We start from the raw sequence: 26,870 nt of genomic DNA, 5'->3' as shown, positions 1-26,870 counted from the left end.
ATTCCCCGATGGGCATCGAAATCGAACGCAAATTTCTGCTCGCCAACGATGCATGGCGCGCTGAAGTCGCATCCAGCAAACACATCGCCCAAGGTTATCTGGTGGATGTGCGTGCATTGCGCGAAGGCATGGCGCGCGCGTCGGTGCGTGTGCGGATCAGCGGCGATAACGCGTGGCTCAATATCAAGTCGGTGGAGCTAGGCGTTTCGCGTACCGAATATGAATTGCCGATGCCGCTTGTCGATGCGCAATCGATGCTCGACGGTTTGTGCGACGGCGTGCTCGAAAAGATTCGCCATCACGTCGAGATCGACGGCTGGCTGTTCGAGATCGATGAATTCCTCGGCAGCAACGCAGGCTTGTGGGTCGCGGAGATCGAATTGCCCGATCCGAATGCTTCGTTTCCGCGCCCGACGTGGCTGGGGCGCGAAGTCAGCAGTCTGGCGCGTTATTACAACGTCAACTTAATCGAGCATCCTTATTCCGCATGGAGCGCCGACGAGCGCAACGCGATTGACGCCGGAACAACGCAAGGGGAGAGCGCCTGATGTTGTTGGTGGGTATCGCCGGCAACGAATTGCTGCCGCACGAGCAAGCATGGCTCGCGGCGCCGGGCGTCGCGGGCGTGATTTTGTTTTCGCGCAATTACAAGGACCGCGAACAGTTGCTGGCCTTGGTCGAATCCATTCGCGTCGTCGCGGGCGAGGAGTTTTTGCTCGCGGTCGATCAAGAGGGTGGCCCTGTACAACGTTTCCGCAACGACTTCACGCGTTTGCCCGCGCTGTCGAAAATCGGCGAAATCTACGATCGCGATCCTGGCGAAGCGATCCGGTTGGCTGAAGAACACGCTTGGGTAATGGCCAGCGAGCTACGCGCGAGTGGTATCGATTTCAGCTTTGCACCGGTCGCCGATTTGGCGCGCGGCAATGCGGCGATCGGCACGCGCGCGTTTCACGCCGATCCGGAAATCACCGGCGAATTGATCCATGCCTACGTGCGTGGCATTCACCTCGGCGGCATGGCGGCGGTGCTCAAGCATTTCCCTGGTCACGGATCGGTGGCGGTCGATACGCACAAGGCGCAGGCGATCGACCCGCGCTCGCTCGACGACATCCGCCGGAACGACATGCGCCCGTTTCTGGAAGGATTTTCCGCCCACGCCGAAGCCGTAATGATGGCGCACGTGGTGTATCCGGCCGTGGACGATCAGCCCGCAGGCTATTCGCATCGCTGGATCCACGACGTGCTGCGCAAGCAGCTTGGTTTTCAGGGCGCGGTGATCAGCGACGACATCAGCATGGCTGCGGCCGGCGTTGCAGGCGGCGTCGCCGAGCGCGTGCGTGCGCACCTGCAGGCAGGTTGCGATCTGGTACTGGCATGTTTTCCCGATGTGGTCGAAGAAGCGATTGCCGCCGTGCCGTCGCCGTCGGACGCCACCTTGCAGCGTCTTGCCGCGTTGCGCGGCGCGATCGGCGCTACCTGGGATGGTTTGCTCGACAATCCGCAGCGCGACCGTTTTGTCGCGCGTGTCACCGCACTCGATCATTGAGGCATTCCGATGAGTTCTTCCCCCTCCTCAAAGGCCGCGCCGTCCCTGGCCGAAGCGCTCACCCACGCCGACGTGCTGTTCAAGCAGGGCGAACTGGAAGCCGCCATCGCCGATATCGGGCGCGCCGTCGACGCTGCGCTGGATGGCGAGCGCGCGGTGTTTCTCACGGTCATGAATGGCGCGCTGATGTTCGCCGGGCAGCTGGCGCTAGCCATCCGCACCGATCTGGAGTTCGACTACATCCACGCCACCCGTTACCGCGGTGCGACCACCGGCAACGAATTGCATTGGTTGCGCGAGCCGATGGTCTCGCTGCAGGGGCGCACGGTGTTGCTGGTGGATGACATCCTCGACGAGGGGTACACCCTCAAAGCCGTGCGCGACGATTGCTTGCGTCGCGGCGCAAAACGCGTGCTGGTGGCGACCCTTTGCCGCAAGCTGCACGATCGTTGTGTCGAAGGTATTCACTGCGATTTCAACGGCGTAGAAGTGCCGGATCGCTATGTCTTCGGCTACGGCATGGATTACTACGAGCAAGGGCGCAATCTTCCCGCGATCTATGCTTTGCGTTGATCGTCTTGCAAAGGTCGACGCTGGGCGAGCGATGATCTGTCAGAAAATCGCTTTACTGTGTATGAGTGCCGGCGCATTGGTAACGCTATCTTTTGATTGTTGCGGTGCTTCTTTTACCGTTTTCAAATTCACGCTTTGGGACCACGCATCATGAGTCACGCCATCGACCTCGCCGTAATCGGCGGTAGCGGGTTGTATCAATTCCCCGGTTTGGAGAACGCGACGCGGCAAAGCGTCGATACGCCTTACGGGCCTGCGTCGGGCGATGTCGTCATCGGCGATTTCGTCGGTCGCAAAATCGCCTTCCTGGCACGGCACGGCGAAAGCCACACCTTGCCGCCGCATCGCGTGAACTACCGCGCGAATCTGTGGGCCTTGCATCATCTGGGCGCGCGCAAGGTGGTAGGCGTCAATGCGGTGGGCGGCATTCGCCACGACATGGGACCGCGGGTGATCGTGGTGCCGGACCAGATCATCGACTACACGCACGGGCGCTACACCAGCTTCTGCGATGTCGAGGGCGCTCAGGTCAAGCACATCGATTTCAGCGAACCCTATACCGCATCCCTGCGCACCGCGTTGATCGATGCGGCCGAGCGGGCGGGTATCGACGTTATCGACGGCGGTTGCTACGGAGCGACCCAAGGGCCGCGCCTGGAAACCCGTGCGGAAATCGCGCGCATGAAGCGCGACGGCTGCGACCTGGTCGGCATGACCGGCATGCCGGAAGCCACCTTGGCGCGCGAACTCGAAATCGATTACGCCTGCCTGGCGCTGGTGGCCAACTTTGCCGCCGGTTGCGGCGACGAGGCTGAAATCAGCATCGAAGAGATCTTTGCCCACCTCGCGGCGGCCACCGCTGCAGTGCCTCCGATCCTTGCCGAAGTGCTCAAAGCCTAAGCAGTCGAACCGCCTCCTGGGTCACCCCTGACGCAGGCGCATATTGCGCTTTATGTGAAAACATGCAGATACTTTCTCTGTGCCAGGGGCGGCGGACCTAGGGGTAGAGGTGGTTCTCGCAGAGACTTGGTGCATCCAGTCCTTAGATTCAGAGGTTCACGCAATGCGTTTCGGTACGGTCAAGTGGTTCAACGATGCCAAGGGTTTCGGCTTTATCGCACCTGAGGATGGTGGGGAGGACGTGTTTGTCCACTTCTCGGCGATCAATGCCAAAGGCTTCCGCAGCCTGCAAGAAGGCCAGCGCGTGAAGTTTGAAGTAACCCAAGGTCCGAAAGGCGCCCAGGCTTCCGGGGTCGAACTCGCGAGCTGATAATGCCCTCGTTGTTTCCATGCAGTTCCAAAAGAAAGCCTTGCATGACGCAAGGCTTTCTTCTTTTCGGCGTATGTGGAATACGGTCTGCGAGTTCGATCGGATGATTTCTTTGGATCGATACAAAGCGATGTCGGCGCATTGCCTTTCGCCGTGCGAATGAAAACTCAGGCGACGAACTGCAATCGAGCCAGTTCGGCGTAAAGGCCGCCTTCGGCCAACAGACTTTCGTGCGTGCCTTGCGCCACGATTCTTCCGCCATCCATCACCACGATGCGATCCGCGCGTTGCACGGTCGCCAAGCGGTGCGCGATGACCAGAGTGGTGCGGCCTTTTTCCAGTCGTTCTAGGGCCTGCTGGATCGCCGCTTCCGATTGTGCATCCAGCGATGAGGTGGCTTCATCCAGCAACAGCAGCGGTGCGTTGCGCAGGATGGCGCGTGCGATGGCGATGCGTTGACGTTGACCGCCGGAAAGGCGCACGCCGCGTTCGCCCAGTTCCGAGTCGTAGCCGTTTTGCAGCATCTGGATGAAATCGTGCGCCTCCGCGGCGTGCGCGGCGGCGCGTACTTCGTCGTCGCTGGCGTCTTGCCGACCGAAGCGGATATTGTCGGCCGCGGTGCCCCCGAAGATCACGGTTTCTTGCGGCACCAGCGCAATCGCGCCGCGCAGCTCGGGAAGCGTCATCGCGCGCAGGTCGACACCGTCGAACGAAATACGGCCGCGCTGTGGATCGTAGAAGCGCAACAGCAACGCAAAAACTGTACTTTTGCCGGCGCCCGACGGGCCGACCAAGGCCACTGTTTCGCCTGGTCGAATATCGAGATTGAAATCATGCAGAGCAGGCGCGTCGGGACGAGTGGGGTAGTGGAACGCCACATTCTCGAAGCGCAGTGCACCACGAATCGGTCGGGGCAGGGCGAGCGGCTGCGGTGGATCGGCAATGGTCGCTTCTTCGGTAAACAATTCGCTGATGCGTTCCATCGCGCCCGCCGCACGCAGCACGTCGCCCCACACATCGGAAAGGCCCATCATCGAACCGCCCGACAAAAAGGCGTACACCACGAACTGCGCCAACACGCCGGCATCCAACGTGCCTGCAAGCACATCGCGCGCGCCCACCCACAACACCAGCGTGATCGCGCCGAAAAACAGCACAATCACCGCCGCCGTGAGCCCTGTGCGCGTACCGATGCGACGACGCGCCGTGGCCAAGGCGCGCGCAATGGCGCCGCCGTAGCGATCGCTTTCGATGCCTTCGCGCGCATACGCTTTGACGGCCGGCGCGGCGTTGAGCGTTTCATTGGCGATGGCCGCGGCGTCGGCGAGGCGATCCTGGCTGGCGCGCGATAGCTTCTGCACGCGACGTCCGAAAATCAGTATCGGCAGCACCACGGCGGGAATCACCAATGCAGTGAGTCCGGCCAAACGTGGGCTGGTCCAGATCATCGCCGCCGTCGCGCCAATCAACATCACCGCACTGCGCAGCGCGACGGAAATACCGGAGCCGACTAACGCTTGCACGACTTCCGTGTCGGTGCCGAGGCGGGAAATCAGTTCGCCCACGCGATTGCGTTCGAAAAAGCTGACGTCCAAGCGAATCACATGCGCATACAGCTTGGAACGCAGAGCCGCCAACGTCCGTTCGCCCAGCAGCGAGATGCAATAAAACCGTGCGGCGGTGGCGAACGCCATCACTACTGCGACGGCGAACAAACCGAGAAAGCTGGCGTTGATGGCGGTCGCGTTGGAGTTGCGAAACCCGTGATCGATCATGTGCCGTACGGCGATCGGTAAGACCAGCGTGGCGCTCGAAGAAATCGCCAGAAACAGCAACCAGCCCACCGCCAACATGCGATGCGGTTTAACGAACGGCCACAACAGCCGTAAAGACCCGATGCGTCGACGCGGCTTGGGATCGTTCGCAGGTGTGGTGCTCATGGGGTCTCGTCGCAGTCCTGATCGGTTTCACATGGGGCTGGCGCGGGGCGATTCAATTGTTGGCGCTAGTCGAGCACGTAAGCCTCGCTACGGCCTCGGCTGATGTCGACGACCCTGGCCTTGGCGTCAGCCAGTCGGTCCGCCGGTAGGCGCCAGTGCATGGTGACGCCGGTGGCTTCAAAGTTTTCCTGCTCGATCTCCGCGCCCAGTTCCTTGAGCCGCGCTTTGATCAGGGCCAGGTCGGCAAACTCGCAATGCATGCCCAGTCGGCCCATCGCCACGATCGGCGTGCGTTCGGCGATACGCAGGCATTCCGCCGCCGTGCCGCCGTAGGCGCGCGCCAGACCGCCGGCGCCGAGTTTGATCCCGCCGTACCAGCGCGTGACCACCACGACCACACGGTCCATGCCCTGGCCTTCGATGGCTTGCAGGATCGGGCGGCCCGCGGTGCCGCCGGGTTCGCCGTCGTCGTTGAAGCGGTAATCCTTGCCGATGCGATAGGCCCAGCAATTATGCGTGGCGGAGGCGTCGCCAGCGTTCTGCACATAGGCCAAGGCTTGTTGTGGCGTGTCGACGGGCGATGCTTGGGCGAGAAAGCGGCTCTTGCGAATGTCCTCGCTATAGCGGCAAGGGGCGAGAAGGGTGTGAAGCGTGGCGGTCATAGCGAGCAGGGTAGGCGAATCGGGTGCCGACTGCGACTTGCGCTAACCTTCCTGTTTTTGATCGGGACATGCGTGCATGCTGATTTTGTTGCTACTGCTTTGTGTGCTCGGTTACGTACTGGTCCGCAAACGTCGAACCCGTAGCGGATGGCTGATGTTCGGCTTGGCATTTGTGCTGATGCTTGCGAGCGGGTGCGGACCTTTGCCGGCGTGGTTGCTCGTCCATTTGCAAGCACCGTATGCGACGCGGCCCACGGTGACCTGGGCGCCTCGCAATGCGATCGTGATCCTGGGCGTCGGCACGTCGCGCGTGATCGGCACCAACCAAGTCGGCCCCACGGTGTTCGCGGGCAATCGGCTGGTCGAGGGCTACACGCTGTATCGCCAATGCAAGCAGAGCGGCAACGATTGCAAGGTGATCGTCAGCGGCGGCGATCCGTTCCGTAACGGCGTTCCGGAAGCGACGGCCTACGGCGAACTCTTGCTCGGCATGGGCGTGGACCGTTCCGATCTGCAACTGGAAACACGCAGTTTCAACACCTGGCAAAACGCACAATTTGTGCAGCCGATGCTTAAGGCATATGCGCCGCAGCGTGTGGTGCTGGTGTCGTCGGCGGTGCATTTGCGTCGCGCGCAAATGTATTTCGAACACTTCGGCGTCGATGCGCTGCCCGTGCGCGGCGATTACGCCGATGCGCGAATTTCGTGGTTCCCGAACGGCTGGAACGTCTCGCTTACCGAATTCGCCTTGCACGAATACCTCGGCATACTCACATTTCACGTCTACAACGTCATGGGATGGAACGCGCCGCCCAGCCGATACGGCGCGCCTTGATTCGTTCTTATGAGAATTCCCTCCTCGCCATCGAGGAGGGAATAAATCGCCTTAAGCCCCGTTTTTCAGCGACGCCATATCGATCACGAAGCGATAGCGCACATCGCTCTTGAGCATGCGCTCGTAGGCTTTGTTGATGTCCTTCATATCGATCATTTCGATATCCGCGCTAATGCCATGCTTGGCGCAGAAATCCAGCATCTCCTGCGTTTCGGGAAGACCGCCGATCAGCGAACCCGCCAGCGTGCGCCGCGCGAAGATAAGGCTGCCGGCATGCACGGGCGGATCCACCGGCTCGACCAAACCGACCAGCACATGCACGCCATCGATCTTCAGCGTGGCTAGGTACGGATTCAAATCGTGCTGATGCGGCACCGTGTCGAGAATGAAATCGAATTGGCCAGCCGCCGCTTCCATCTGCTTCGGATCGGTGGACAGCACCACGTGATCGGCGCCGAGGCGACGCGCTTCCGCTTCCTTGCCAGGCGAGCGCGTAAACAGCGTGACATCCGCGCCCATCGCCTTGGCGAACTTCAGGCCCATATGACCGAGGCCGCCCAAACCCACCACGGCGACTTTATGGCCTTTGCCGATTTTCCAGTGACGCAACGGCGACCACGTCGTGATGCCTGCGCACAACAGCGGCGCGGCGGACTTGGGGTCGACGCCTTCGGGCACGCGCAACACGAATTTGTCGGACACCACGATGCGCTCGGAATAGCCGCCGTAGGTCACCGTGCCGTCGTGACGATCGATCGCGTTGTAGGTGAACGTGGGGGATTCTTTGCAGTACTGCTCTAAACCCTGCGCACAGGGTTCGCAGTGCTGACACGAATCGACCAAGCAACCCACGCCCACCATATCGCCGGCTTTGAAGCGCGTAACTTTGTCGCCAACGGAAATGACGCGCCCGACGATTTCGTGACCCGGCACCACCGGATAGCGCGCGCCGCCCCATTCGTTGCGTGCAACGTGGATGTCGGAGTGGCAAACGCCGCAATACAGAATGTCGATGACCACGTCGTCCGCGCGTGGATCGCGTCGTTCGATCCGATGCGGCGCGAGAGGCGCGGTGGCGGATTGCGCGGCATATCCGCGAATGCTGCTAGCCATAGTGTTCTCCAAGGGAAATGACGTGGGCGAAAGCAAAAGTATGCGCATTGGAAACAAGCGGCAGGTAATCGATTCCTGCGAAATGCTTGCCCGATCCTGCAAATCCCGTGTGAAAGGCTCGCCAAGGCCTGCAGGAACAGGCAATCTCTACATGCGTCTGACGACTCCATTTCCGCATGAATACTCAGCTAAAGCCCGTAGAGATGTCCTCCCGCCTGGACCAGGATCGCGAGGAATTGACAGCCATCGTTGAACGATACGCCCGGTCCGAAGGCTTCACGGTCACCGATTGGCCGGCCTTGTCGTTCTTTCGGGCGGACATGCCCAGCGACCGTAGTTGCGCGTTGTACGAACCCTGTTTGGGGCTGCTGCTCCAGGGCAACAAGCACATTCTGGTCGGCGAGGATCGCTACGAGCAGGAGTTCGGCCATTACTTAATCAACTCGATCGATGTGCCGGTTACTGCGCAGGTGATGCGTGCTTCGCCACAGGAGCCGTGTCTGTGCATCACCTTGCGACTCGATCCGGTGCGCATCGGCGAATGGCTGTCCGAAGTGAAAATGCCCAAGCCGTCCACCGCTACCGCGCGAGGCATCGCCTTGAGTCCGGTGAGCGAGAGCGTGATCGACCCTTTGCTTCGCTTGGTGCGTTTGCTCGATTCACCCGACGATCTGCCGCTGCTCGCGCCGCTGATCGAACGCGAACTCATTTATCGATTGCTGACCGGCGAACAAGGCGCGCGTCTGGCGCAAATCGCGGCAGTAGGCGGGCAGGGACAGCAGATTGTGCGAGCCATTCATTGGCTGCGTCAGCATTTCAACAAGCCGTTGCGAATTAGCGAACTTGCCAGCATGGTGAACATGAGTTCGTCATCGCTACATCATCATTTCCGCGAAATCACGGCGATGAGTCCGCTGCAATATCAAAAGGTGCTGCGTTTGCACGAGGCGCGTCGCCTGCTGCTGACGGAAGGATGCGACGTGGCGACGGCAGCTCACCGTGTGGGCTACGAAAGCCCTTCGCAATTCAGTCGCGAATACAGCCGTCAGCACGGCGCGCCGCCGCTGCGCGATGTCACGCGTTTGCGTCAGGTGGGCGCGTGCCCGGTGGTCGAGGTCAGTGGCGTTGTCTAGAAAAGCGAGGCGTGTTCGCCTTACTTTTCCCGCATCACCATCAAGCGAATCTCGGTCATATCCTCAATTGCGTAACGGACGCCTTCGCGGCCAAGACCCGACAGCTTCACGCCGCCGTACGGCATATTGTCCACGCGGAAACTCGGCACGTCGTTGACCACCACGCCGCCTTGCTCCAATTCGTTCCACGCGCGCATCGCGTGATCGAGGCTGTCGGTGAAAATGCCGGCCTGCAATCCGTAGTCGGAATCGTTAACCATCGCGAACGCGTCGTCGATGTTCTTAAAGGGCGCGAGCAAGGCGAACGGCCCAAAGGCTTCGTTGCGATTGACCTTCGCATTGCCCGGAACGTTTTCCATCAAGGTCGCTTCCAGCATATTGCCCTTGCGCTTGCCGCCGCAAAGGATCTTGCCGCCGGCTTGTTGGGCTTCGTTGATCCAGCCTTCGAGTCGCTGCGCCGCCGCTTCGTCGATCATCGGACCGAGAAACACGGTTTTGTCCTTAGGATCGCCGGCTTTCAGCTTCTTCACCGCCTCGACAAAGCGCGTTTTCAATTCATCGTAAATCGACGCATGCGCATAAATGCGCTGAACACTGATGCAGCTTTGTCCGGACTGATAGAACGCGCCGAACACGAGCCGCTCGATCACTTTGTCCAGGTGCGCCTGTTGATCACCGTCCACAATGCACGACGCGTTGCCGCCCAGTTCCAACGTCACCTTCTTGCGTCCGGCGCGCGCTTTGAGATCCCAGCCGATCTGTCCACCGGTAAACGAAAGCAGTTTGAGACGCTCATCTTCCACCAGTGGCGTGGCGTGCTTGCCATCCAGCGTGAGTATGGAAAAAGCGCCTTTGGGCAGATCGGTTTCGGCCAAAACTTCGCCGATGATCAACGCGCCGATGGGCGTTTTTTCCGATGGCTTCAATACGAACGGACATCCCGCCGCAATGGCCGGTGCGACTTTATGCGCCACGAGATTCAACGGGAAATTGAACGGGGTAATAAACGACACCGGACCCAGCGGCACGCGCTTGGTGTAACCGTGATAGCCATCCAAACGCGAGGCGAGTTCCAGATTCAGCGTTTCGCCATTTACGCGCACGGCTTCTTCGGCGGCGATGCTGAAGGTTTCGATCAATCGCGTGACTTCGCCGGCAGCGTCCTTGATCGGTTTGCCAGCTTCGACGCATAACGCCATCGCCAGTTCGTCGTAACGCTCCTGGAAGCGCTTCACACAATGCTGCAACACCGCCTGCCGCGCCCACGGGCGGAAGTTCTTCATGGGAAGCGAAGCTTGCACGGCGGCGTTGATGGCCTTTTCGGTGGCGCCGTCATCCGGCACGGCGACGCGTGTGGCGACTTCGCCGCTGAATTTGTCGTACACCTCCATCATCGTGTCGGAGGTTTGCGGCGCGTTGGCCAGGAAATAGGGATAGGTTTTGTTGAGCATGATCACTCCTGGACCGCTGCGCTAAGGCGACGGATTTCCTCGTCGAGCACGCGATGATTGTCGGAATAGTCGATGGCAAGATCGATCAGATGAACGCCGCCTTGATCGAACGCGCGCTTCAACGTCGGCAAAAATTCGGCGGCGCGTTCGGGGCGATGACCGTGTGCGCCGTGTGCTTCGGCGAACTTCACAAAATCCGGATTATTGAATTGCATGCCGAAGTCGGCAAAACCCATATCCGCCTGCTTCCAGCGGATCATGCCGTACGCGTCGTCGCGCACCAGCAAGATCACCAGGTCTTGCTTCAAGCGCACGGCGGTTTCTAGCTCCTGCGCATTCATCATGAAGCCGCCGTCGCCGCAAATCGCCAACACTTTGCGATCTGGATAGACCATCTTGGCTGCCATCGCCGACGGCAGCCCTGCGCCCATGGTGGCGAGCGCGTTGTCGAGCAGTACGGTATTGGGCTGGCGTGCTTTGTAATAGCGCGCGTACCAAAGTTTATACATGCCGTTGTCGAGGCAAAGTATGGCGTCGTCGGGCATGTATTCGCGCGTGTCGTGCACGATGCGAACGGGATGCATGGGAAAGCGTTCTTCGTCGGCGTATTCGCTGAGCTGTTGTTGGAATGCTTCGCGCACTTTGTCGAAGTAGCGGAAATCCCAGTGCTCCTGCGGCGTCAACGCGTCGGTCAGTCGTTCCACCGTATGCGCGATGTCGCCGACCACTTCGATCTGCGGAAAATAGACGGTGTCCACTTCTGCCGACGAGAAGTTGATGTGAATGACTGTGCGCCGTCCACGTTGCATAAAGAAAGGCGGTTTCTCCACGACATCGTGACCCACGTTGATGATCACGTCGGCCGCATCGATGGCGCGATGCACGAAGTCGCCGTCGGATAGCGCCGCGTTGCCCAGCCACAGAGGATGATCTTCGTCGACCACGCCCTTGCCCATCTGCGTGGTGAAGAAAGGGATGCCGAGCTTGTCGATAAAAGCGCGCAATGCGACGGCGGTGCGCTGGCGATTGGCGGCTGCGCCGATCATCAGGATGGGGCGCTTGGCGCTGCTGATGGCTTCCGCGGCTTGCACGATGGCCGCATCGTCAGGCGACGGACGGCGTGCGTATTCCGTGGGCAACAGGATCGCGCCTTCGACCGTGTCGCGCGCAATATCTTCGGGCAACTCCAGGTGCACGGCGCCGGGACGTTCTTCTTCCGCGCGACGAAACGCTTCGCGGATGCGCGCTGGAATCGTCATGCCGGACACGATCTGCCGCGTGTATTTGGTCAGCGGCTGCATCATGTCCACCACATCCACCAGCTGAAACAAACCTTGCTTGTGGGTGCGGATGGGCTTTTGGCCGGTGATCATCAGCATCGGCATGGCGCCGAGCTGGGCATACGCGGCGGCGGTGACCAGGTTAGTGGCGCCGGGGCCGAGTGTGGATAGCGCGACGCCGCATTCGCCGGTCAATCGCCCCCACGTCGCCGCCATAAAGCCAGCGGCCTGCTCATGACGCGTCACAATCAGGCGAATCGAGGATTCGCGCAACGCGTCGACAAGGTCGAGGTTTTCCTCGCCGGGTACGCCAAAGATGCGATTCACACCTTCCGCTTCCAGGGCTTTCACAAAAAGCTTGGCCGCCTTCATGCACCGTCTCCAGCCAGATGACAGATGCTATATGTACCGCAATGTTCGATTCGTGCGGAAAAATGTTTAATTCGTGTAAGGAATGAATGCCTATTTTTTGGCGACGCGCAGCGGAATTTCGCCATCGGCAAGGCGGGCGCGCAAAGCGGTATCGACGGCAAGGTTTTGGGCCGAACGCAGTACTTTGCCGTCGGCGTCGAACAGAATGGCGTAGCCGCGTTCCAGCGTCGCCAGCGGACTGACCGCGTGCAGCGCGCGCGCGGTCTGCTGCAAGGTCAGGCGTTCGCGTTCGAGTTTGTGTTCGATGATGCGCCGCATATGCAGAGCATGCTGCTCCAGTTGTTGCCGCATCATGACAAGTCGCTGGCGCGGATGCTGCGCAAGCAAGCGTGCTTGCAAGCGATCCAGGCGTACTGCTTTTTGCGTAAGTTGTGCGGTGCGCGCGGCGAGCAGGCGGCGGCGCAATTGCATCAAGCGTTCGCGATCGCGAGCCAGTCGCGCTTGCGGTCGCTGCGCTTGCAAGCGCGCAAGCAGGTGATCGATGCGCTGCACGTTCGCGTGCAGCCGACGCTCTTGGATCGCCGTGATGCGTTGACGCCACTGATCGAGATGTCGCCGCTGCGCCAGGATATCGGGCACCAGCAATTCTGCCGCTGCCGACGGTGTGGGCGCGCGCAAATCGGCGACGAAATCCGAAATGCTGAAGTCGATTTCGTGCCCTACGGCGCTTACCACAGGCACTTTGCTGGCGTGAATGGCGCGCGCGACCTGCTCGTCGTTAAAGGCCCAAAGATCTTCCAGCGAGCCGCCGCCGCGCGTAAGCAGCAATACGTCGTAACGACCGCTGGCCGAGGCTTTGCGCAGCATCGAAACGATTGCGGGCGGTGCTTCGCGACCTTGTACCGGCACGGGTAGTACGTCCACTTCCACCAACGGCCAGCGACGCGCCAGCACGCTCAATACGTCGCGAATCGCCGCGCCGGTCGGTGACGTGATCACGCCGATGCGTCGCGCAAAACGGGGCAGGGCGCGTTTGCGTTCCTGCGCGAACAGTCCTTCGGCATCGAGTTGCGCTTTGAGCCGCTCGAACTCGCGTTGCAGGGCGCCTTCGCCAGCCGGCTCCAAATGTTCGACCACGAGCTGGAATTCGCCGCGAGGTTCGTACAGACCCACGCGCGCACGCGCCAGCACATGCATGCCATCGGCGGGCTTAAAGCGCAACCACGTGCTTTTCGGTTTGAACATGGCGCAACGCACCTGCGCGCCGCTGTCCTTCAAGGTGAAATACAGATGCCCGGAACTGGGTCGTGCGACGTTCGAAAGCTCGCCTTCGATCCACACCAGCGGCAGTGCATCCTCCAGCAGATCGCGCACCAGACGGTTGAGCGTGCTGGGCGTAAGGATGTGCCGAGGCGGCTGGCCGCCGGCATCGTCGCTGAAGTCGTCGGGAGAGTGCATGGAGGCGGGAGACTAGCACGAATTGTTTGAAGAACATTTCATTGGCCGGCAATGTGCAGGCGCAGCGTCACTGATATTTCGTAAGTGGCTGATATAGATATTAAGATGATCAAAAAAATCGGCATTTGGCCGCGTCTTGAATACGGTTGGTTCCTGGCGCTTGCCGTTTCCGCCCCCGCGTGACTGTGTTAGCTTCGCGGGCCATTTTGACGGTTGTTTCCAACAGCCTTATCTGCGATCTCTGGCCTGCCTTCGATGCGTTATCGGAAAGACATAAGTGGCCTGAGAGCCGTCGCCGTCGTGCTGGTGCTGCTGTTTCACGGCCGGCTGGCGGCGTTTCCGTCCGGATTTATCGGCGTCGATGTGTTCTTCGTGATCTCGGGGTACCTGATCACGTCGATCATCCAGTCGCAATTGAACAAGGGCAGTTTTTCGCTCGCGGATTTTTATGTGCGCCGCTTGTGGCGCATCCAGGTCGCGTTGTTGGCCGTCGTATTGGCGACGTTGCTGATGGCCTTCATCTTCTACCTGCCGTCGGATCTGAAGCCGTATCTGAAGTCGGCCATGAATACGGTGGGCTTCGTTTCCAATCGCTATTTCGCGCGCACGACCACCGCCTACGCCGCCACCGATTCGGACGTGTTGCCGCTCTTGCACACGTGGTCGTTGGCGATCGAGTGGCAGTGGTATTTGATCTTGCCGTTGTGGTTGATGGTGCTGCATCGGGTGATGTCGCCGGCGAAAGGCAAGGTTGCGGTGGGCGTTGTCGCGGTGCTGATGACAGCGGTGGGCATGTTGATCGTTCGTCGTAGCGGCAGCGACGCGTATTACTTCTTTACCCCGCGCGTTTGCGAATTTCTATTTGGTGCTACCGTCGCGTTGTTTACGTTGGGCCGCACACCGCCGAGGGCTGGCTTCCTGGCGAACGTCGGTGGCGTGGTGTCGCTGGGCGTCGTGATCGTCGTCGCCATGCTGGGCGGCGTGATTTCTAATTACCCGAACGGCTATGCGGTATTGATCAGCGCCGCCTGCGCTGGCGTGATTTGGGTTGGGGCCAACGAGCGCAGTTGGGTGGCGCGCGGACTGTCATGGCGCGTTCCGGAATTTCTCGGTGAAATCTCCTATTCGCTGTATCTGTGGCACTGGCCCATTTTCGCGTTGGTGCGCTATTTGGGTTTACGCGAAAGCGCATGGCTGCTGGTGGGTTGCTATGCGCTGACTGTGGCGCTTGCTTACGCTTCCTATCGCTACATCGAAGAGCCTTATCGGTCGAAGCGACCCGGGCTGCCGAAATCGTTGCTGTGGCTCGTACTCGTGCCATTGTTGATCGTGTCGGCGATTTACGGCGTCTGCGATCGCCTGAATTTTCTGCCGGGGCGATTCGGTAGCGAGATGGCGCGTATCGATCAGACGCTCCAGCGCTACACACCGGCGAACCGTCAACGCTGCATGCAAAGCGGCGGCGCGCGGATGACGGATATGAGCGGATGCGTGCTGGGCGATACGGCGGCGTCGCAAACCGCGCTGATGATCGGCGATTCCTATTCCAATGAGGGCTGGAATTTCATCGATGTGCTGGCGCGCGACGCCCATGTCGCGGTCACCGCGGTGTCGACGCCTTCGTGTCTGTCATTCCCGAATATCTCGATGGTAGGCTGGTGGAAGATGACCGACGCGCAGTATCAGGTGTGCGTCGATCATGTGAAATCCGACTATCAGCGCATCGAAGCTGGGCACTATCGCTACGTGATCATTGGCGAGAACTGGCGCTATTACGATCCGAACGTCATCGTCAACGCGCCTAGCGATGCGCATTCGCAAACACTGGGAAATGAACGTCTAGAGCGCGCGATACGACAGGCGCTCGATGCGATCACTAAGACGGGCGCCACGCCGGTATTGCTGAAAAGCCCCGCGTTGATGCCGCCGGACTATCTGACTTGCATTTATCGGCACTTCAAGCTGCGTGAATCGCAAGCCGCCAATGCATGCCCCGTTTCGGAGCCGGACGATGACACGACGCGCTGGTTCAATGGATTGTTCGCGCGGTTGAAGGCGGCGTATCCCGCCTTGATTGTGATTGATCCCAAGGATGCGCAATGCGACGCAAATAGCTGTCGATCCAATATCGACGGCATTCCGGTTTACCGGGATGCGGGACATATCACCGATTACGCGGCGTATCGTTTGGGCCAGCTTTACCTGCAACGAAAACCGAATCCGTTCGAATCCACGACGCCCGCGAAATAATCGTCAAATTTCGTCGCTATCGTTTACGTCGCGCATGCGCCGCCGATAGCTCCGGCGCATGCGCCATGCACGAATGCTGGTGTTGACGCCAAACCAAATCGCAAGCGCCGCGATCGGCCAGCCGATAACCGCAGGCCAGAGAATCGCCACCACGGCGAGTGCGGCTAGCAACAACGTGGCGCCGACCAGCGCGCCGGTTTCGGTATCGCCCAAAACACGGCGTTCGTTCAACGCCGCGCCCACCGTGTTGGCGATGCGTAAGGCGCCTGCCGCCGCGCGGCTGGAGCTGCCGCTCGCGTGGCGTGGCGGCGGCGTTCGCGATTCGGCGCTTTTTACGCGATCGCCGCGTCGATAGCGGCGCGGCGTCAGCACGATTTCCGTCGCATTCGCCAAATCTTTTTCGTATTGCTCGGCAAGTTGTGCGGCGAATCCGACATCTTCGATCGCTACGTCGATCTCCCGATTGCTCAACCAGCTCGCCAGGTTGAGATTGGACGACCCCACGCGCGCCCACTGACCGTCGGCGACGGCGGTTTTCGCGTGCAGCATTGAGCCGTTCCATTCGAACACGCGAATGCCAGCCTTCAACAGCGGTCGGTAGCCGGAGCGGGACATACTGGCGACCATTGGTACATCGCTAGTGCCGGGCACAAGCAGCCGCACATCGACACCGTCGCGTGCGGCGGCGCAGAGCGCTTGCACGTAAGGCGCCACGCCGACGAAGTAGGCGTCGGTCAGCCACAGGCTCTGGCGCGCCATCGCCGCGATCAATTGATCGACGCGATACATGCCGGTGGTGGAAGGTTGCGTGGCGATCACGCGCAGCGCAACGGCGCCGGCGGGCGGTTCTTCCGGTTCCAGCGCGAAGGGCGGCGGCGGCCCGCCGGTAACAAACCAACTGTCGGCAAAGGCAGCCTCCAGTTCCAGCACCGCCGGGCCGTATACGGCGACGCCGGTGTCGCGCCAGGGCGGCACATTGCGCTTGGCGTTACCCAACCACTTCGCGCTGATGCACACGCCCGAAAGAAATCCGACTCGGCCATCGATCACCAGTTGCTTGCGATGGTCGCGGCTGATCCAACCCAGGGCTTGCCCGAATTGCGGTGGATTGAAAACGCGTACCTCACCGCCGGCTTCACGCAATGGTCGCCAGAATGACGAACCCGATTGCCCAAGCGATCCCAACCAATCGGCGATGACGGCGACGTAAACGCCTTGACGTGCGCGCTTGATCAGCGCGTCGCGAAAGGCGCGCCCCACTTCGTCGTCGCGAATGATGTAGTTCTCAAGCAGGATGCGCCGTTGCGCGCTGTGAATGGCGGCAAGCCAGGCGTCGAAATGTTGTTGCCCGTCGATCAGCAACTCGACCTTGTTGCCGCCGATTAAGGGGGCGCCGGCGGCGCGGCTCAAGGCCTGTTCGGCCAGCAACCGGCTTGGGGTGGACGGTGGCGAGGTAAGCATTCGGGCCAGTATATCGACGGGGTAAATGAAGGCGACATGCGAAGCGCATGGCGCTTTCTGGCATGATCGGCCCATGTTGCCAGAGCAGCGCTTTACGGACACCGACGCTTGCGCGCAGCTGATTGTCGAGCGGCTGGGCGCGGACTTGCGCGTCGCTGCGCCGCTGGGGCTCGGCAAACCGCATGGATTGCTCAACGCGTTGTATGGTTTGATGCACGCCGACACGTGGCGGTCGATGACCTTGTACACCGCGTTGTCGCTCACGCGACCGCAACCGAGGCCCGGTCTTGAAGCGCGCTTTCTCGGACCGTTTCTCGAGCGCCATTTCGGCGCTGACGCCGTCGATCCGCAGTACGCGGTCGATCAAATGCATGGCAAATTGCCGGCGAACGTCGCCGTGCACGAGTTCTACATGCAGTCGGGTGCGTTGGTCCACGCTGGCGGCGCGCAGCGCAATTACATCAGCCAGAACTACACGCATGTGGCGCGCGATCTGGTCGTGCAAGACATCAATCTGCTGGTGCAGTTGGTTGCGCGTCGCGAAACGCCGACAGGCCCGCGTTACAGTCTTTCGTGCAATCCCGATCTGACGTTGGATTTTCTAGATCGCGTGAAAGCGGCGGGTAAAGCGCGTCCGTTATGCGTGGCGGTGGTTCATCCAGCCTTACCGTATATCGGCGGCGAAGCGGAGGTGTCGCAGGATTTCTTCGATATCGAATTGGCGCCCGCGCTATCGCCACCGTTATTTGCGGTGCCTCGATTGCCCGTCGACGATATCGAATACGCCTTGGGCATGCACGCCAGCGCTTTGGTGAAAGACGGCGGTTGTCTGCAGATCGGTATCGGCGCGTTGTCCGATGCGCTGGTCAAAGGTTTGTTGCTGAGGCATCAGGACAATGTTGCGTGGCGACAGGCACTGGTCGCGCTCGACGCGCGCGGTGCGACGCATACATTGGCTTCACGTATTGGCGGACTCGGCAACTTCAAAACCGGCTTGTACGGCTGCAGCGAGATGATCATGGACGGTTTCATGCATCTGGCGAAAGGAGGCGTGATCAAACGGCGCAGCTGGGACAATCTCGCGCTGGAACGCGCGGCGGCGGCGGGTCGTCTGCCGGGTGATGTGCCGGGCGGACACTATTTGCGCGGCGCGTTTTTCCTGGGATCGCGCGATCTCTACGATTGGTTGGAAACCACAGTCGGCAGCGATGAAGACGCGATCGATATGTGTCGCGTGTCCAACGTCAATCAACTCTATGGCGATCATCAAGCGCTCGCTATGTTGCAGCGACGCGGCGCGCGCTTCTTCAACACGTGCATGATGTCGAGCTTGCTTGGCGCGGCGGTATCCGACACATTGGAAGACGGCCATGTCGTGAGCGGTGTCGGCGGTCAGTACAACTTCGTGGCGATGGCGCACGAGCTGCCCGACGGCCGTTCCGTGCTATTGCAGCGAGCCACGCGGCAGGGCAAGAGCGGCGTCGAAACCAATATTCGCTGGCAATACGGGCAAACCACTATTCCGCGGCATCTGCGCGATATCGTCGTCACCGAGTACGGCATTGCCGATTTGCGCGGCAAGAGCGATAGCGAATGCATCGAGGCGATGCTGTCGGTCAGTGATGCGCGTTTTATCGATGCTTTGGCCGCTGAAGCCAAATCGCACGGTAAGCTGGCCGCGGATTTCAAGATTCCCGACGTATGGCGAAAGCATCATCCCGATGCATTGCGCGAAGCGCTCGCCAAGCCTAAGCGCAAAGGGCACTTTCCGAAGTTTCCCTTCGGTAGCGACTTCACCGAAGTCGAGCAGCGTCTGCTGCCCGCGTTGGAATGGCTCAGTGCATCGAGCACAACCTGGAAAGGTCGGTGGCAGCTGTTCAAAGCGCTATGGAAGCCCGGCGAGCCGACGACCGAAGAAATCGTAGCGTTGGAGCGCATGGGCCTGGTATCTCCGACCAAACTCGGCGATCGATTACAGCGTCGCTTGTTGCAGGCGGCGCTGCGACGAGAGATTTCGCCGCCGCCGCGCGTTCCTACTGCGTAAACGGGTGGCCGTCCAAAATACGCTGCGCGGAAATGGACGGAAGATTGCGCCAGCGATCTTGTGGAAAGGATGCGGTGCTTAGTCGCGCGACGTCGCGAAGAAACAGACTGCGCGGTATTTCTTCCGCGCCTAAGCCGAGCAAGTGCGGGTTGCTTACCTGCGCGTCGATAAGCGGAAAATCCCATTCCCGCAGCAGAGCGGCGAGCGCGCACAGCGCGAGCTTCGAGCCGCCGCTGGAAATGCTGAACATCGATTCGCCGCAAAACAGCCGCCCCAGCGACACACCGTAAATGCCGCCGACCAGACGATCTTGTTCCCACACTTCCACACTGTGCGCGTACCCCATGTCGTGCAGAATGCCGTACGCCGCGATCATCGCGGGGCTGATCCATGTGCCGGCTTGATCGACGCGCGGCGCGGCGCACGCTGCCATCACTTGGCGGAACGCACGATCGATCGTGATTTGCCAGGCCACGCCTTTCAGAGCTCGTCGCAAGCTGCGATTGGGCTGCAGATGATCCGTACGAAAAACGCAGCGCGGATCGGGCGACCACCACAAAATCGGCTCGCCTTCGTTGTACCAGGGAAAGATGCCTTGCGCGTAGGCGGTGATCAGGCGCAACGGAGAAAGATCGCCGCCGAACGCCAGCAAACCGTTGGGTTCTATCAGCGCGGTATGCGGATCAGGGAAGTGATCCGGAGAGTGTTCGTCCAGCCTAGGCAGTCGAATCATATGGGATGCTCTGATTAATTCTGCGCAGGCGTCACCGGTCCTGTCTGTTCGCAGGCCGCAGGGGCATCGGTGAAGGCAGACTGGACGTCTGTCGAGGCGATGGACCGAAGGCATGCGGACAGACAGGACCGGCCCCGGCGCATAGAGTTTAAATGACGGGGTGATGTCCAGAAGGCAGGCAGGCTGCGCCGCGCGGCTTGGCAAGACGGCCAGTCTTCCCGGCGCCGCGCAACACACCCTGCCTGCCTTCTGGACATCATGCCGCCTGCGCAGAATTAATCAGAGCATCCCTTGGCGTAAGGGCTATGACCAAGCAGTTCCTTGGCATAAGCGTCCATATCTTCGCGCTCGTGCGCAAGGGCACGGCTCACAGCGGCGCGAAAATCCTTGTTTACCAAGTAGTGACGCGAATGCGTGCGCACCGGCAGAAAGCCGCGAGCAAGCTTGTGCTCGCCTTGCGCGCCCGGTTCGAAGCGCTGCAAGCCTTGCGAAATCGCGTATTCGATGCCTTGGTAGTAACAGAGCTCGAAATGCAGATCCGGCAGATCCACGCTCGCGCCCCAATAGCGTCCGTACAACGTGCTCGCGCTGCGCAGCATCAGCGCCATCGCGACGATCTCGTCGTCGTGATACGCCAGCGCAAGCTGCACGCTGTTGCCCAATTCCTTGCGCAAATACTGAAAGAACGCCTCGGTCAGCGCGGGATGATTGCCTTTGGCGTCGAACGTGGATGTGTATAACGCATGCACGCGTCGCCAATCGCGGGCGCTCAATTCAGCACCGCCGACCATGTCGATACGCACGCCGTGCGCGGCGACGCGCTTACGTTCGTGTCGGATGTTTTTCCGTTTCTTGTGATTGAGCGCGGCGAGAAACGCGTCGAAATCGGCGTATCCCTGATTTTGCCAATGGAATTGCACGTCGCTGCGCGCCATCCAGGTGTCGTTGAATGCTGAAACATCGGCGTCGCTCAAAAAATTGGCGTGCACGGACGACAGCTGCAAGCGATGCGCTTGCTGTTGCATGGCCTCGACCAGCAGCTCCTGCAACGCGTGCGCCTCTGTCGCATCCGCACCCGCGAGCAGACGCGGCCCTGTAACGGGCGAGTAGGGCACCGCATTGAGCAGCTTCGGATAGTACTGGCCGCCCGCACGCTCCCACGCGCTGGCCCAGCTCCAATCGAATACGAATTCGCCGTGCGAATTGCCTTTTATGTACACAGGCGCGGCGGCAATCAATGCGCCGTTTCGATAAAGCCCCAGGTGATGCGCCTGCCATCCCCATTCGGGACGAACGCAGCCGGTGCGTTCGAGGCCGGCAAGAAAGGCGTGGGAGAGGAACGGATTGTCGTTGGGACGCAGGGTGTCCCAGGCTGCAGCGGGGATGTCGTCGATGCTGTCGTGGAAGCGAGCTTCAATCACGTTCTTTTCAACTTCATATCCGGGATTTTTACATACTTTCCGGAAGAGCTTATTAGTGCCTCACCGTCATTCCGGCGTAGGCCGGAATCCAGTTTGAATATGCTGTGCGAAGCACTCAGCATGAAAAATGTTGTGTCCTTTGGACGCATGTTTAGACTGGATTCCGGCCTACGCCGGAATGACGACAAGGTAAATATCAGCATTGTCGCTCGATGGATTCACCCCTCTTAACGGGGGGCGAGAGCAGAACCGTTACGCCGACTTGTTCTGATCCAACCAACGCTCCGCATCCAGCGCCGCCATGCAACCAAAACCCGCCGACGTCACCGCCTGGCGATACACATGATCGGCCACGTCACCCGACGCGAACACGCCGGGCACCGACGTCATCGTCGCCATACCTTCCAGGCCACTGCGGATCTTGATGTAGCCGTCGTGCATATCGAGCTGACCTTCGAAGATGCCGGTGTTCGGCGTGTGACCGATCGCCACGAAGAAACCGGTCGCTTCGATATCGCGCGTCGCGCCGCTGTTGATGTCCTTCACGCGCACGCCGGTCACGCCGCTCTGGTCGCCCAGCACTTCGTCGATGGTGTGATTCCACACCAGCTCGATCTTGCCGGCGGCGGCTTTTTCGAACAGCTTGTCCTGCATGATCTTCTCGGCGCGCAGCTTGTCGCGACGGTGCACGAGGTAAACCTTGCGACCGATATTGGCCAGGTACAACGCTTCTTCTACGGCGGTATTGCCACCGCCGACCACCACCACATCCTGATCGCGGAAGAAGAAACCGTCACAGGTCGCGCAGGCCGACACGCCCTTGCCTTTGTAGTGCTCTTCGCTGGCGATCCCCAGGTACTTGGCGGTGGCGCCCGTGGCGATGATCAGCGCATCGCAGGTGTATTCGCCCGAGTCGCCCTTGAGACGCAGCGGGCGCTGCTTCAGGTCGACAGTATGAATATGGTCGAACACCATCTCCGTTTCGAAGCGCTCGGCGTGCTCGGCCATGCGTTGCATCAGTTCCGGGCCTTGAACGCCCTTCACATCGCCGGGCCAGTTGTCGACCTCGGTGGTGGTCATCAATTGGCCACCCTGCTGCAAGCCGGTGATCATGGTCGGCTTGAGATTGGCGCGCGCGGCGTACACGGCAGCGGTGTAACCGGCGGGACCGGAGCCGAGGATCAGCAGGCGGCTATGCTTCGGGGTGGTCATTGCTATAATCCTTAAGGGTTTACCGACAATTTGTTAGGGTACTTCTGGGTTGCGCCCGGGGCCTTTGCCGGCCTTCCGGGAGTCCGCAAGGATGGGGAAGTCTGAAGGGCTATTCAAGGTTGACAGAAGCTTCATTTAGGAACCTTACCTGTTGACTGCGTCGGCCCTGGATCGCAGCGGCATCCTTTACACTGCATCGCGCACATTCATTCGAATCCAAGGAAACACACCACGGTGGCAGCGCGTAGCGCAAACGTACGAAAAGAAAAGGAAAAGACGGGCTTGAGCGAAGAGGTCAAGCGCCGCCTGCGCGAAGCCGGCGCCTTACTGCTGTTGCCGCTCGCTTTGTATTTGCTGGTCTGTCTGCTCAGTTACGACGGCTCCGATCCGGGCTGGTCGCACGCGGACACCGGCAACCACGTACACAACCTCGGCGGCACCGTCGGCGCCTATATCGCCGATCTGCTGCGCTATTTGTTCGGCAGTGTGGCGTATTGCTTCCCGCTGTTACTGCTGTTTCTCGGCGTGCAGGTGCTGCGCAATCACGGCGTGCGCAGTGCGCAGCCATGGGAATCGTCGCTGCGCCTGGTCGGCTCGGTGTTCTTTTTCATCACTGCGCCCGGTTTGTGCTGGCTGAACTTTCCCGACAGCACCATGGGGCCGGAAGGCGCGGGCGGCGTGATCGGTCACGCGGTGGGCCACGGCCTGTTGCGCGCCTTCGGCGACCGTGGCGCGCCGTTGCTGCTGCTGGCGCTGTTCCTGGTGGCGGTCACGTTCGCGACGGGCCTGTCCTGGTTCAAGGTGATGGACCTGACCGGGCAGGGCGTGCTCAAGCTGGTGAGCTGGTTCGGCGGCAAATTGCGCGCCGCGCCGGAAGCCATTGCCGCGCATCAGGCGCGTGCCGAGCGCGAAGTCGTCAAGAAAACCGAAGCGATCAAACAGGCCAAGCGCGAGCCAGTGCGGATCGAGGCGGCTGTCGCGCCCGTGGTGAAGAGCGAACGCGCGCGCGTGGAAACGCAGATCCCGTTATTCGTCGGCGCCGCTCAGCCCGGCGAGTTGCCGCCGCTGTCGTTGCTGGACGAAGCGCCGGAGCAGGGTCCCGGCTATTCGGAAGAAACGCTTGAAGTGCTCTCGCGTCAGGTTGAGTTGAAGCTCAAGGACTTCCGCATCGAAGCCAAGGTGGTCGGCGTGTATCCCGGCCCGGTTATTACCCGCTTCGAATTGGAGCCCGCCGCGGGCGTGCGCGGTAGCCAAGTGTCGAGTCTGGACAAAGACATTGCGCGCGGCCTCTCCGTGGTCAGCGTGCGCGTTGTCGACGTGATTCCGGGCAAGAACGTGATCGGCCTGGAAATTCCGAACGCCAAGAAGCAAATCGTTTATCTCTCGGAAATTTTGCGCTCCGACAAATACGATCAGCAGAAATCGCCGCTGACATTGGCGCTGGGCAAGGACATCGGCGGTCGCGCGATGGTGGCCGATCTCGCCAAGATGCCGCACTTGCTGGTGGCGGGCACCACCGGTTCGGGTAAATCGGTGGCGGTGAACGCGATGGTGTTGAGCCTGTTGTACAAGGCCAGCCCCAAAGACGTGCGCATGATCATGATCGACCCGAAGATGCTGGAGCTTTCGGTTTACGAAGGCATTCCGCATCTTCTCGCGCCGGTCGTGACGGATATGAAAGAAGCCGCCAACGCGTTGCGCTGGTGCGTGGCCGAAATGGAACGCCGCTACAAGGTGATGGCCGCCGTCGGTGTGCGTAACCTGGCCGGCTTCAACAAGAAGGTGAAGGACGCGGAAAACGCCGGTCAGCCGCTGTTGGATCCGTTGTTCCGCCCGAATCCCGACATGCCCAACCAGGTGGCGGAGCCGTTGCAACCGCTGCCGTATATCGTCGTGATCATCGACGAATTCGCCGACATGATGATGATCGTCGGCAAGAAGGTGGAAGAACTGATCGCGCGTCTCGCGCAGAAAGCGCGTGCGGCGGGCGTGCATCTGGTGCTCGCCACGCAGCGTCCGTCGGTGGACGTAATCACCGGCTTGATCAAGGCGAATATCCCGACGCGTATCGCGTTCCAGGTGTCTAGCAAGATCGACTCGCGCACGATTCTCGATCAGTCCGGCGCGGAAACGCTGCTTGGCCACGGCGATATGCTGTATTTGCCGCCGGGCACCGCCACGCCCGATCGCGTGCACGGCGCGTTCGTGGACGATCACGAAGTGCACAACGTGGTGAACTGGCTACGTGCGCAAGGCGCGCCGCAATACATCGAAGGCGTGCTGGAAGAAGTGCAAGCCACCAGCGACGGCAAGTTCATCAACGACTCCGGCCTCCCGCAAGACAGCGAGGAAGGTGGCGGGGATGCCGACGCGCAGCTTTACGACCGCGCCGTACGCATTGTCACCGAAACGCGTCGCGCATCGATTTCCGGCGTGCAGCGCCATCTGCGTATCGGTTACAACCGTGCGGCCCGTCTGATCGAACAGATGGAGCAAGAGGGCGTGGTCAGTGCGCCTCAGCACAACGGCAACCGCGAAGTACTCGCACCGCCGCCGCCGAAGCATTAAAGCTTTTCTCCCTCCCCTGCGCGCAGGGGAGGCCGGGGTGGGGTAAAGCAACCTCGCGACGAACTCACCTCGCGCGGCAAGCTCGTACAACCCCGCCCCAACTCTTCCCTGTAAACCGGGGAGAGAGCTATATCATCACCCCTGCATTAAGCCTCCCAGTTGCACACTTTGCACATCCGATACACCAGGAACGGGAATCCATGAAACGCTTCCGCTTCGCAGCCGTGCTTCTCTTGCTCGTCAGCAGCTTTGCCGGCGCGGCCACCGGCCCAGCCCGCACACGCCTCGACGCTTTCGCCCAAGGCTTGCACGCGCTCTCCGGCAACTTTACGCAAACGCTCACTGATCCGAACGGCAAAACCGGCCAAACCAGCAACGGCACGCTCGTGCTGGAGGCGCCGCGTCAATTCCGTTGGGACACGCTGGCGCCGTACAAGCAGACCATCGTCGCCGACGGCAGTCGCGTGTGGTTGTACGACCCGGATCTGGAACAAGTCACCGTCCGCCGACAGGACACGGAAGAATCGCATAGCCCGCTTACCGTGCTGACCGATCTTTCGCAGCTCGACAAAGAATTTCATGTGGTTGAACAAGGCGAGCACGACGGCCTGGTCTGGTTGCGGCTCACCTCTGCAGCCAAAGATCCGCAATTCAGCTACGCCGATCTCGGCTTCGACGCCAACGGTTTGGCGCGCATGCAGTTCAAAGATCAGCTCGGCGCCACCACCGATATCCGCTTTTCGAACTGGAAGCGCAATCCGGATATTCCGCCGCAGGATTTCAATTTCACGCCGCCCAAAGGCGCAGACGTGATCGGCGATCTGCCGGAAATCACCACACAGCCGATCAAGAACTGACACCTTGCCATGATCCGCCAGCTACCGCGTTGGGCATGGATCGGCGGTGGTTTGCTGGCGTTGGGCGCTGGCTGCATCAATGCGGTCGGTTATCTGTGTTTTAGGCATCAGCCGGTGACGCATCTCACCGGCACCAGCACGGTGCTGGGTATTTCGATCGCGCATGGCGATATGCCGGAGGCGCTTCACTGGGTCATGACCATCGCTGCGTTTTTGATCGGCGCGATGGTGAGCGGATTTATTGTCGAACAACGAACGCTGCAGCTTGGACGTCGCTACGGTGTCGTGTTGATGATCGAATCACTACTCCTGTTTGCTGCAGCGCCGTTGATTCATGACGCCAAGGATCTTGGACTTTATCTCGCGTCCGCCGCGTGCGGTTTGCAGAACGCGATGGTGAGCACGTATAGCGGCGCCACGCTGCGCACGACGCATCTGTCGGGCATCTTCACCGATCTGGGTCTTTATCTCGGTCAGCGCTTGCGCGGCTTGAAGGTGGACATGCTGCGCATCCATGTCTGTTTGCTGGTCGCCGGCAACTTTATTCTTGGGGCGACACTGGGTGCGCTGGGATTCGCGACTATCCAGGAGCGTGTGCTGCTCGTTCCGGCAACGCTGACTGGTGTAGTCGGTTTGAGCTACGCCATTTACCGACACTTTTTTCTACAACGACCGGCGAGCTGATTTT

22 protein-coding genes are annotated in these 26,870 nt (G+C 60.5%); 12 read left to right on the top strand and 10 right to left on the bottom strand.

Annotation, left to right across the window (positions count from 1 at the left end):
• Positions 1 to 8 precede the first annotated feature (8 nt).
• From L0U79_RS14400 to L0U79_RS14380, 5 genes are all read left to right on the top strand, one after another.
• A complete protein-coding gene (locus L0U79_RS14400; RefSeq protein WP_233842959.1) occupies positions 9 to 548 on the top strand; it encodes a CYTH domain-containing protein in 540 nt (179 codons plus the stop codon).
• Positions 548 to 1,549, top strand: coding sequence for a beta-N-acetylhexosaminidase (gene nagZ, locus L0U79_RS14395; RefSeq protein ID WP_233842958.1), 1,002 nt, complete (start codon positions 548 to 550; stop codon positions 1,547 to 1,549). The genes L0U79_RS14400 and nagZ overlap by 1 nt, the downstream gene beginning before the upstream one ends.
• Positions 1,550 to 1,558: 9 nt before the next feature.
• Positions 1,559 to 2,122 (top strand): hypoxanthine-guanine phosphoribosyltransferase, encoded by a 564-nt coding sequence (locus L0U79_RS14390; RefSeq protein WP_233842957.1) that lies wholly within the window; start codon positions 1,559 to 1,561, stop codon positions 2,120 to 2,122.
• A 150-nt stretch (positions 2,123 to 2,272) separates the two neighbouring features.
• The gene (locus L0U79_RS14385; protein ID WP_233842956.1) at positions 2,273 to 3,022 is read left to right on the top strand and encodes an S-methyl-5'-thioinosine phosphorylase; all 750 of its coding nucleotides are present in this window, start codon (positions 2,273 to 2,275) and stop codon (positions 3,020 to 3,022) included.
• A gap of 163 nt (positions 3,023 to 3,185) precedes the next feature.
• Positions 3,186 to 3,392, top strand: a complete 207-nt coding sequence (locus L0U79_RS14380) for a cold-shock protein (RefSeq protein ID WP_115496080.1) — start codon at positions 3,186 to 3,188, stop codon at positions 3,390 to 3,392.
• A 167-nt stretch (positions 3,393 to 3,559) separates the two neighbouring features.
• Here the strand turns inward: L0U79_RS14380 and L0U79_RS14375 are convergent, their stop codons facing one another.
• Both L0U79_RS14375 and L0U79_RS14370 read right to left on the bottom strand, forming a co-directional pair.
• On the bottom strand, positions 3,560 to 5,332 hold the full coding sequence (locus tag L0U79_RS14375; RefSeq protein WP_233842955.1) for an ABC transporter transmembrane domain-containing protein: 1,773 nt from the start codon (positions 5,330 to 5,332) through the stop codon (positions 3,560 to 3,562).
• A gap of 65 nt (positions 5,333 to 5,397) precedes the next feature.
• Complete coding sequence (locus L0U79_RS14370) at positions 5,398 to 5,994, bottom strand: YigZ family protein (RefSeq protein ID WP_233842954.1); 597 nt, start codon at positions 5,992 to 5,994, stop codon at positions 5,398 to 5,400.
• Positions 5,995 to 6,070: 76 nt separating this feature from the next.
• On the opposite strand from L0U79_RS14370, the gene L0U79_RS14365 reads away from it, so the two are divergent.
• Entirely contained in the window at positions 6,071 to 6,829 is a 759-nt protein-coding gene (locus L0U79_RS14365; RefSeq protein ID WP_233842953.1) for a YdcF family protein, read from the top strand.
• 51 nt (positions 6,830 to 6,880) lie between these two features.
• On the opposite strand, the gene L0U79_RS14360 is transcribed toward L0U79_RS14365, so the two are convergent.
• A complete protein-coding gene (locus L0U79_RS14360; RefSeq protein WP_233842952.1) occupies positions 6,881 to 7,942 on the bottom strand; it encodes an NAD(P)-dependent alcohol dehydrogenase in 1,062 nt (353 codons plus the stop codon).
• Between the two features lie 176 nt (positions 7,943 to 8,118).
• On the opposite strand from L0U79_RS14360, the gene L0U79_RS14355 reads away from it, so the two are divergent.
• Complete coding sequence (locus tag L0U79_RS14355; RefSeq protein WP_233842951.1) at positions 8,119 to 9,075, top strand: AraC family transcriptional regulator; 957 nt, start codon at positions 8,119 to 8,121, stop codon at positions 9,073 to 9,075.
• Positions 9,076 to 9,095: 20 nt separating this feature from the next.
• Here the strand turns inward: L0U79_RS14355 and L0U79_RS14350 are convergent, their stop codons facing one another.
• The 3 genes from L0U79_RS14350 to xseA form a co-directional block, all read right to left on the bottom strand.
• On the bottom strand, positions 9,096 to 10,526 hold the full coding sequence (locus L0U79_RS14350) for an aldehyde dehydrogenase family protein (RefSeq protein ID WP_233842950.1): 1,431 nt from the start codon (positions 10,524 to 10,526) through the stop codon (positions 9,096 to 9,098).
• A 2-nt stretch (positions 10,527 to 10,528) separates the two neighbouring features.
• Positions 10,529 to 12,178, bottom strand: a complete 1,650-nt coding sequence (locus L0U79_RS14345; RefSeq protein WP_233842949.1) for an acetolactate synthase large subunit — start codon at positions 12,176 to 12,178, stop codon at positions 10,529 to 10,531.
• Between the two features lie 90 nt (positions 12,179 to 12,268).
• Positions 12,269 to 13,636, bottom strand: a complete 1,368-nt coding sequence (gene xseA / locus L0U79_RS14340) for an exodeoxyribonuclease VII large subunit (protein WP_233842948.1) — start codon at positions 13,634 to 13,636, stop codon at positions 12,269 to 12,271.
• 255 nt (positions 13,637 to 13,891) lie between these two features.
• Between xseA and L0U79_RS14335 the strand changes: the two genes are divergently transcribed.
• The gene (locus L0U79_RS14335; protein ID WP_233842947.1) at positions 13,892 to 15,886 is read left to right on the top strand and encodes an acyltransferase family protein; all 1,995 of its coding nucleotides are present in this window, start codon (positions 13,892 to 13,894) and stop codon (positions 15,884 to 15,886) included.
• Positions 15,887 to 15,889: 3 nt separating this feature from the next.
• Here the strand turns inward: L0U79_RS14335 and L0U79_RS14330 are convergent, their stop codons facing one another.
• On the bottom strand, positions 15,890 to 17,347 hold the full coding sequence (locus L0U79_RS14330) for a phospholipase D-like domain-containing protein (protein ID WP_233842946.1): 1,458 nt from the start codon (positions 17,345 to 17,347) through the stop codon (positions 15,890 to 15,892).
• Positions 17,348 to 17,420: 73 nt separating this feature from the next.
• On the opposite strand from L0U79_RS14330, the gene L0U79_RS14325 reads away from it, so the two are divergent.
• Positions 17,421 to 19,391 carry an acetyl-CoA hydrolase/transferase C-terminal domain-containing protein gene (locus L0U79_RS14325; protein WP_233842945.1) on the top strand — a complete coding sequence of 657 codons (1,971 nt, stop codon included), beginning with the start codon at positions 17,421 to 17,423 and terminating at the stop codon, positions 19,389 to 19,391.
• On the opposite strand, the gene aat is transcribed toward L0U79_RS14325, so the two are convergent.
• The 3 genes from aat to trxB form a co-directional block, all read right to left on the bottom strand.
• Complete coding sequence (aat, locus tag L0U79_RS14320) at positions 19,381 to 20,124, bottom strand: leucyl/phenylalanyl-tRNA--protein transferase (protein ID WP_233842944.1); 744 nt, start codon at positions 20,122 to 20,124, stop codon at positions 19,381 to 19,383. The genes L0U79_RS14325 and aat overlap by 11 nt on opposite strands.
• A 275-nt stretch (positions 20,125 to 20,399) precedes the next feature.
• On the bottom strand, positions 20,400 to 21,545 hold the full coding sequence (locus L0U79_RS14315; RefSeq protein ID WP_233842943.1) for a GNAT family N-acetyltransferase: 1,146 nt from the start codon (positions 21,543 to 21,545) through the stop codon (positions 20,400 to 20,402).
• Between the two features lie 252 nt (positions 21,546 to 21,797).
• The gene (gene trxB / locus L0U79_RS14310) at positions 21,798 to 22,757 is read right to left on the bottom strand and encodes a thioredoxin-disulfide reductase (protein ID WP_233842942.1); all 960 of its coding nucleotides are present in this window, start codon (positions 22,755 to 22,757) and stop codon (positions 21,798 to 21,800) included.
• Positions 22,758 to 23,039: 282 nt separating this feature from the next.
• On the opposite strand from trxB, the gene L0U79_RS14305 reads away from it, so the two are divergent.
• From L0U79_RS14305 to L0U79_RS14295, 3 genes are all read left to right on the top strand, one after another.
• Positions 23,040 to 25,325 (top strand): DNA translocase FtsK, encoded by a 2,286-nt coding sequence (locus tag L0U79_RS14305; protein WP_233842941.1) that lies wholly within the window; start codon positions 23,040 to 23,042, stop codon positions 25,323 to 25,325.
• Positions 25,326 to 25,525: 200 nt separating this feature from the next.
• A complete protein-coding gene (lolA, locus tag L0U79_RS14300) occupies positions 25,526 to 26,182 on the top strand; it encodes an outer membrane lipoprotein chaperone LolA (protein ID WP_233842940.1) in 657 nt (218 codons plus the stop codon).
• A 9-nt stretch (positions 26,183 to 26,191) separates the two neighbouring features.
• Complete coding sequence (locus L0U79_RS14295; RefSeq protein WP_233842939.1) at positions 26,192 to 26,866, top strand: YoaK family protein; 675 nt, start codon at positions 26,192 to 26,194, stop codon at positions 26,864 to 26,866.
• Positions 26,867 to 26,870 lie beyond the last annotated feature (4 nt).

The sequence above is a fragment of the Dyella sp. 2HG41-7 genome (assembly GCF_021390675.1).
Lineage (GTDB): Bacteria > Pseudomonadota > Gammaproteobacteria > Xanthomonadales > Rhodanobacteraceae > Dyella_B.
Note: the sequence above shows the minus strand (reverse complement) of the source record. Positions and strands in the feature narration are given on the sequence as shown.

What these genes read in the sequence shown, in the direction of transcription:
- L0U79_RS14295 (WP_233842939.1), top strand. Translation starts at nt 26,192, where the DNA reads ATGATCCGCCAGCTACCGCGTTGGGCATGGATCGGCGGTGGTTTGCTG.
- L0U79_RS14330 (WP_233842946.1), bottom strand. Translation starts at nt 17,347, where the DNA reads ATGCTTACCTCGCCACCGTCCACCCCAAGCCGGTTGCTGGCCGAACAG.
- L0U79_RS14400 (WP_233842959.1), top strand. Translation starts at nt 9, where the DNA reads ATGGGCATCGAAATCGAACGCAAATTTCTGCTCGCCAACGATGCATGG.
- L0U79_RS14325 (WP_233842945.1), top strand. Translation starts at nt 17,421, where the DNA reads ATGTTGCCAGAGCAGCGCTTTACGGACACCGACGCTTGCGCGCAGCTG.
- L0U79_RS14345 (WP_233842949.1), bottom strand. Translation starts at nt 12,178, where the DNA reads ATGAAGGCGGCCAAGCTTTTTGTGAAAGCCCTGGAAGCGGAAGGTGTG.
- xseA (WP_233842948.1), bottom strand. Translation starts at nt 13,636, where the DNA reads ATGCACTCTCCCGACGACTTCAGCGACGATGCCGGCGGCCAGCCGCCT.
- L0U79_RS14390 (WP_233842957.1), top strand. Translation starts at nt 1,559, where the DNA reads ATGAGTTCTTCCCCCTCCTCAAAGGCCGCGCCGTCCCTGGCCGAAGCG.
- L0U79_RS14355 (WP_233842951.1), top strand. Translation starts at nt 8,119, where the DNA reads ATGAATACTCAGCTAAAGCCCGTAGAGATGTCCTCCCGCCTGGACCAG.
- trxB (WP_233842942.1), bottom strand. Translation starts at nt 22,757, where the DNA reads ATGACCACCCCGAAGCATAGCCGCCTGCTGATCCTCGGCTCCGGTCCC.
- aat (WP_233842944.1), bottom strand. Translation starts at nt 20,124, where the DNA reads ATGATTCGACTGCCTAGGCTGGACGAACACTCTCCGGATCACTTCCCT.
- lolA (WP_233842940.1), top strand. Translation starts at nt 25,526, where the DNA reads ATGAAACGCTTCCGCTTCGCAGCCGTGCTTCTCTTGCTCGTCAGCAGC.
- L0U79_RS14360 (WP_233842952.1), bottom strand. Translation starts at nt 7,942, where the DNA reads ATGGCTAGCAGCATTCGCGGATATGCCGCGCAATCCGCCACCGCGCCT.
- L0U79_RS14365 (WP_233842953.1), top strand. Translation starts at nt 6,071, where the DNA reads ATGCTGATTTTGTTGCTACTGCTTTGTGTGCTCGGTTACGTACTGGTC.
- L0U79_RS14375 (WP_233842955.1), bottom strand. Translation starts at nt 5,332, where the DNA reads ATGAGCACCACACCTGCGAACGATCCCAAGCCGCGTCGACGCATCGGG.
- L0U79_RS14350 (WP_233842950.1), bottom strand. Translation starts at nt 10,526, where the DNA reads ATGCTCAACAAAACCTATCCCTATTTCCTGGCCAACGCGCCGCAAACC.
- nagZ (WP_233842958.1), top strand. Translation starts at nt 548, where the DNA reads ATGTTGTTGGTGGGTATCGCCGGCAACGAATTGCTGCCGCACGAGCAA.
- L0U79_RS14335 (WP_233842947.1), top strand. Translation starts at nt 13,892, where the DNA reads ATGCGTTATCGGAAAGACATAAGTGGCCTGAGAGCCGTCGCCGTCGTG.
- L0U79_RS14370 (WP_233842954.1), bottom strand. Translation starts at nt 5,994, where the DNA reads ATGACCGCCACGCTTCACACCCTTCTCGCCCCTTGCCGCTATAGCGAG.
- L0U79_RS14380 (WP_115496080.1), top strand. Translation starts at nt 3,186, where the DNA reads ATGCGTTTCGGTACGGTCAAGTGGTTCAACGATGCCAAGGGTTTCGGC.
- L0U79_RS14385 (WP_233842956.1), top strand. Translation starts at nt 2,273, where the DNA reads ATGAGTCACGCCATCGACCTCGCCGTAATCGGCGGTAGCGGGTTGTAT.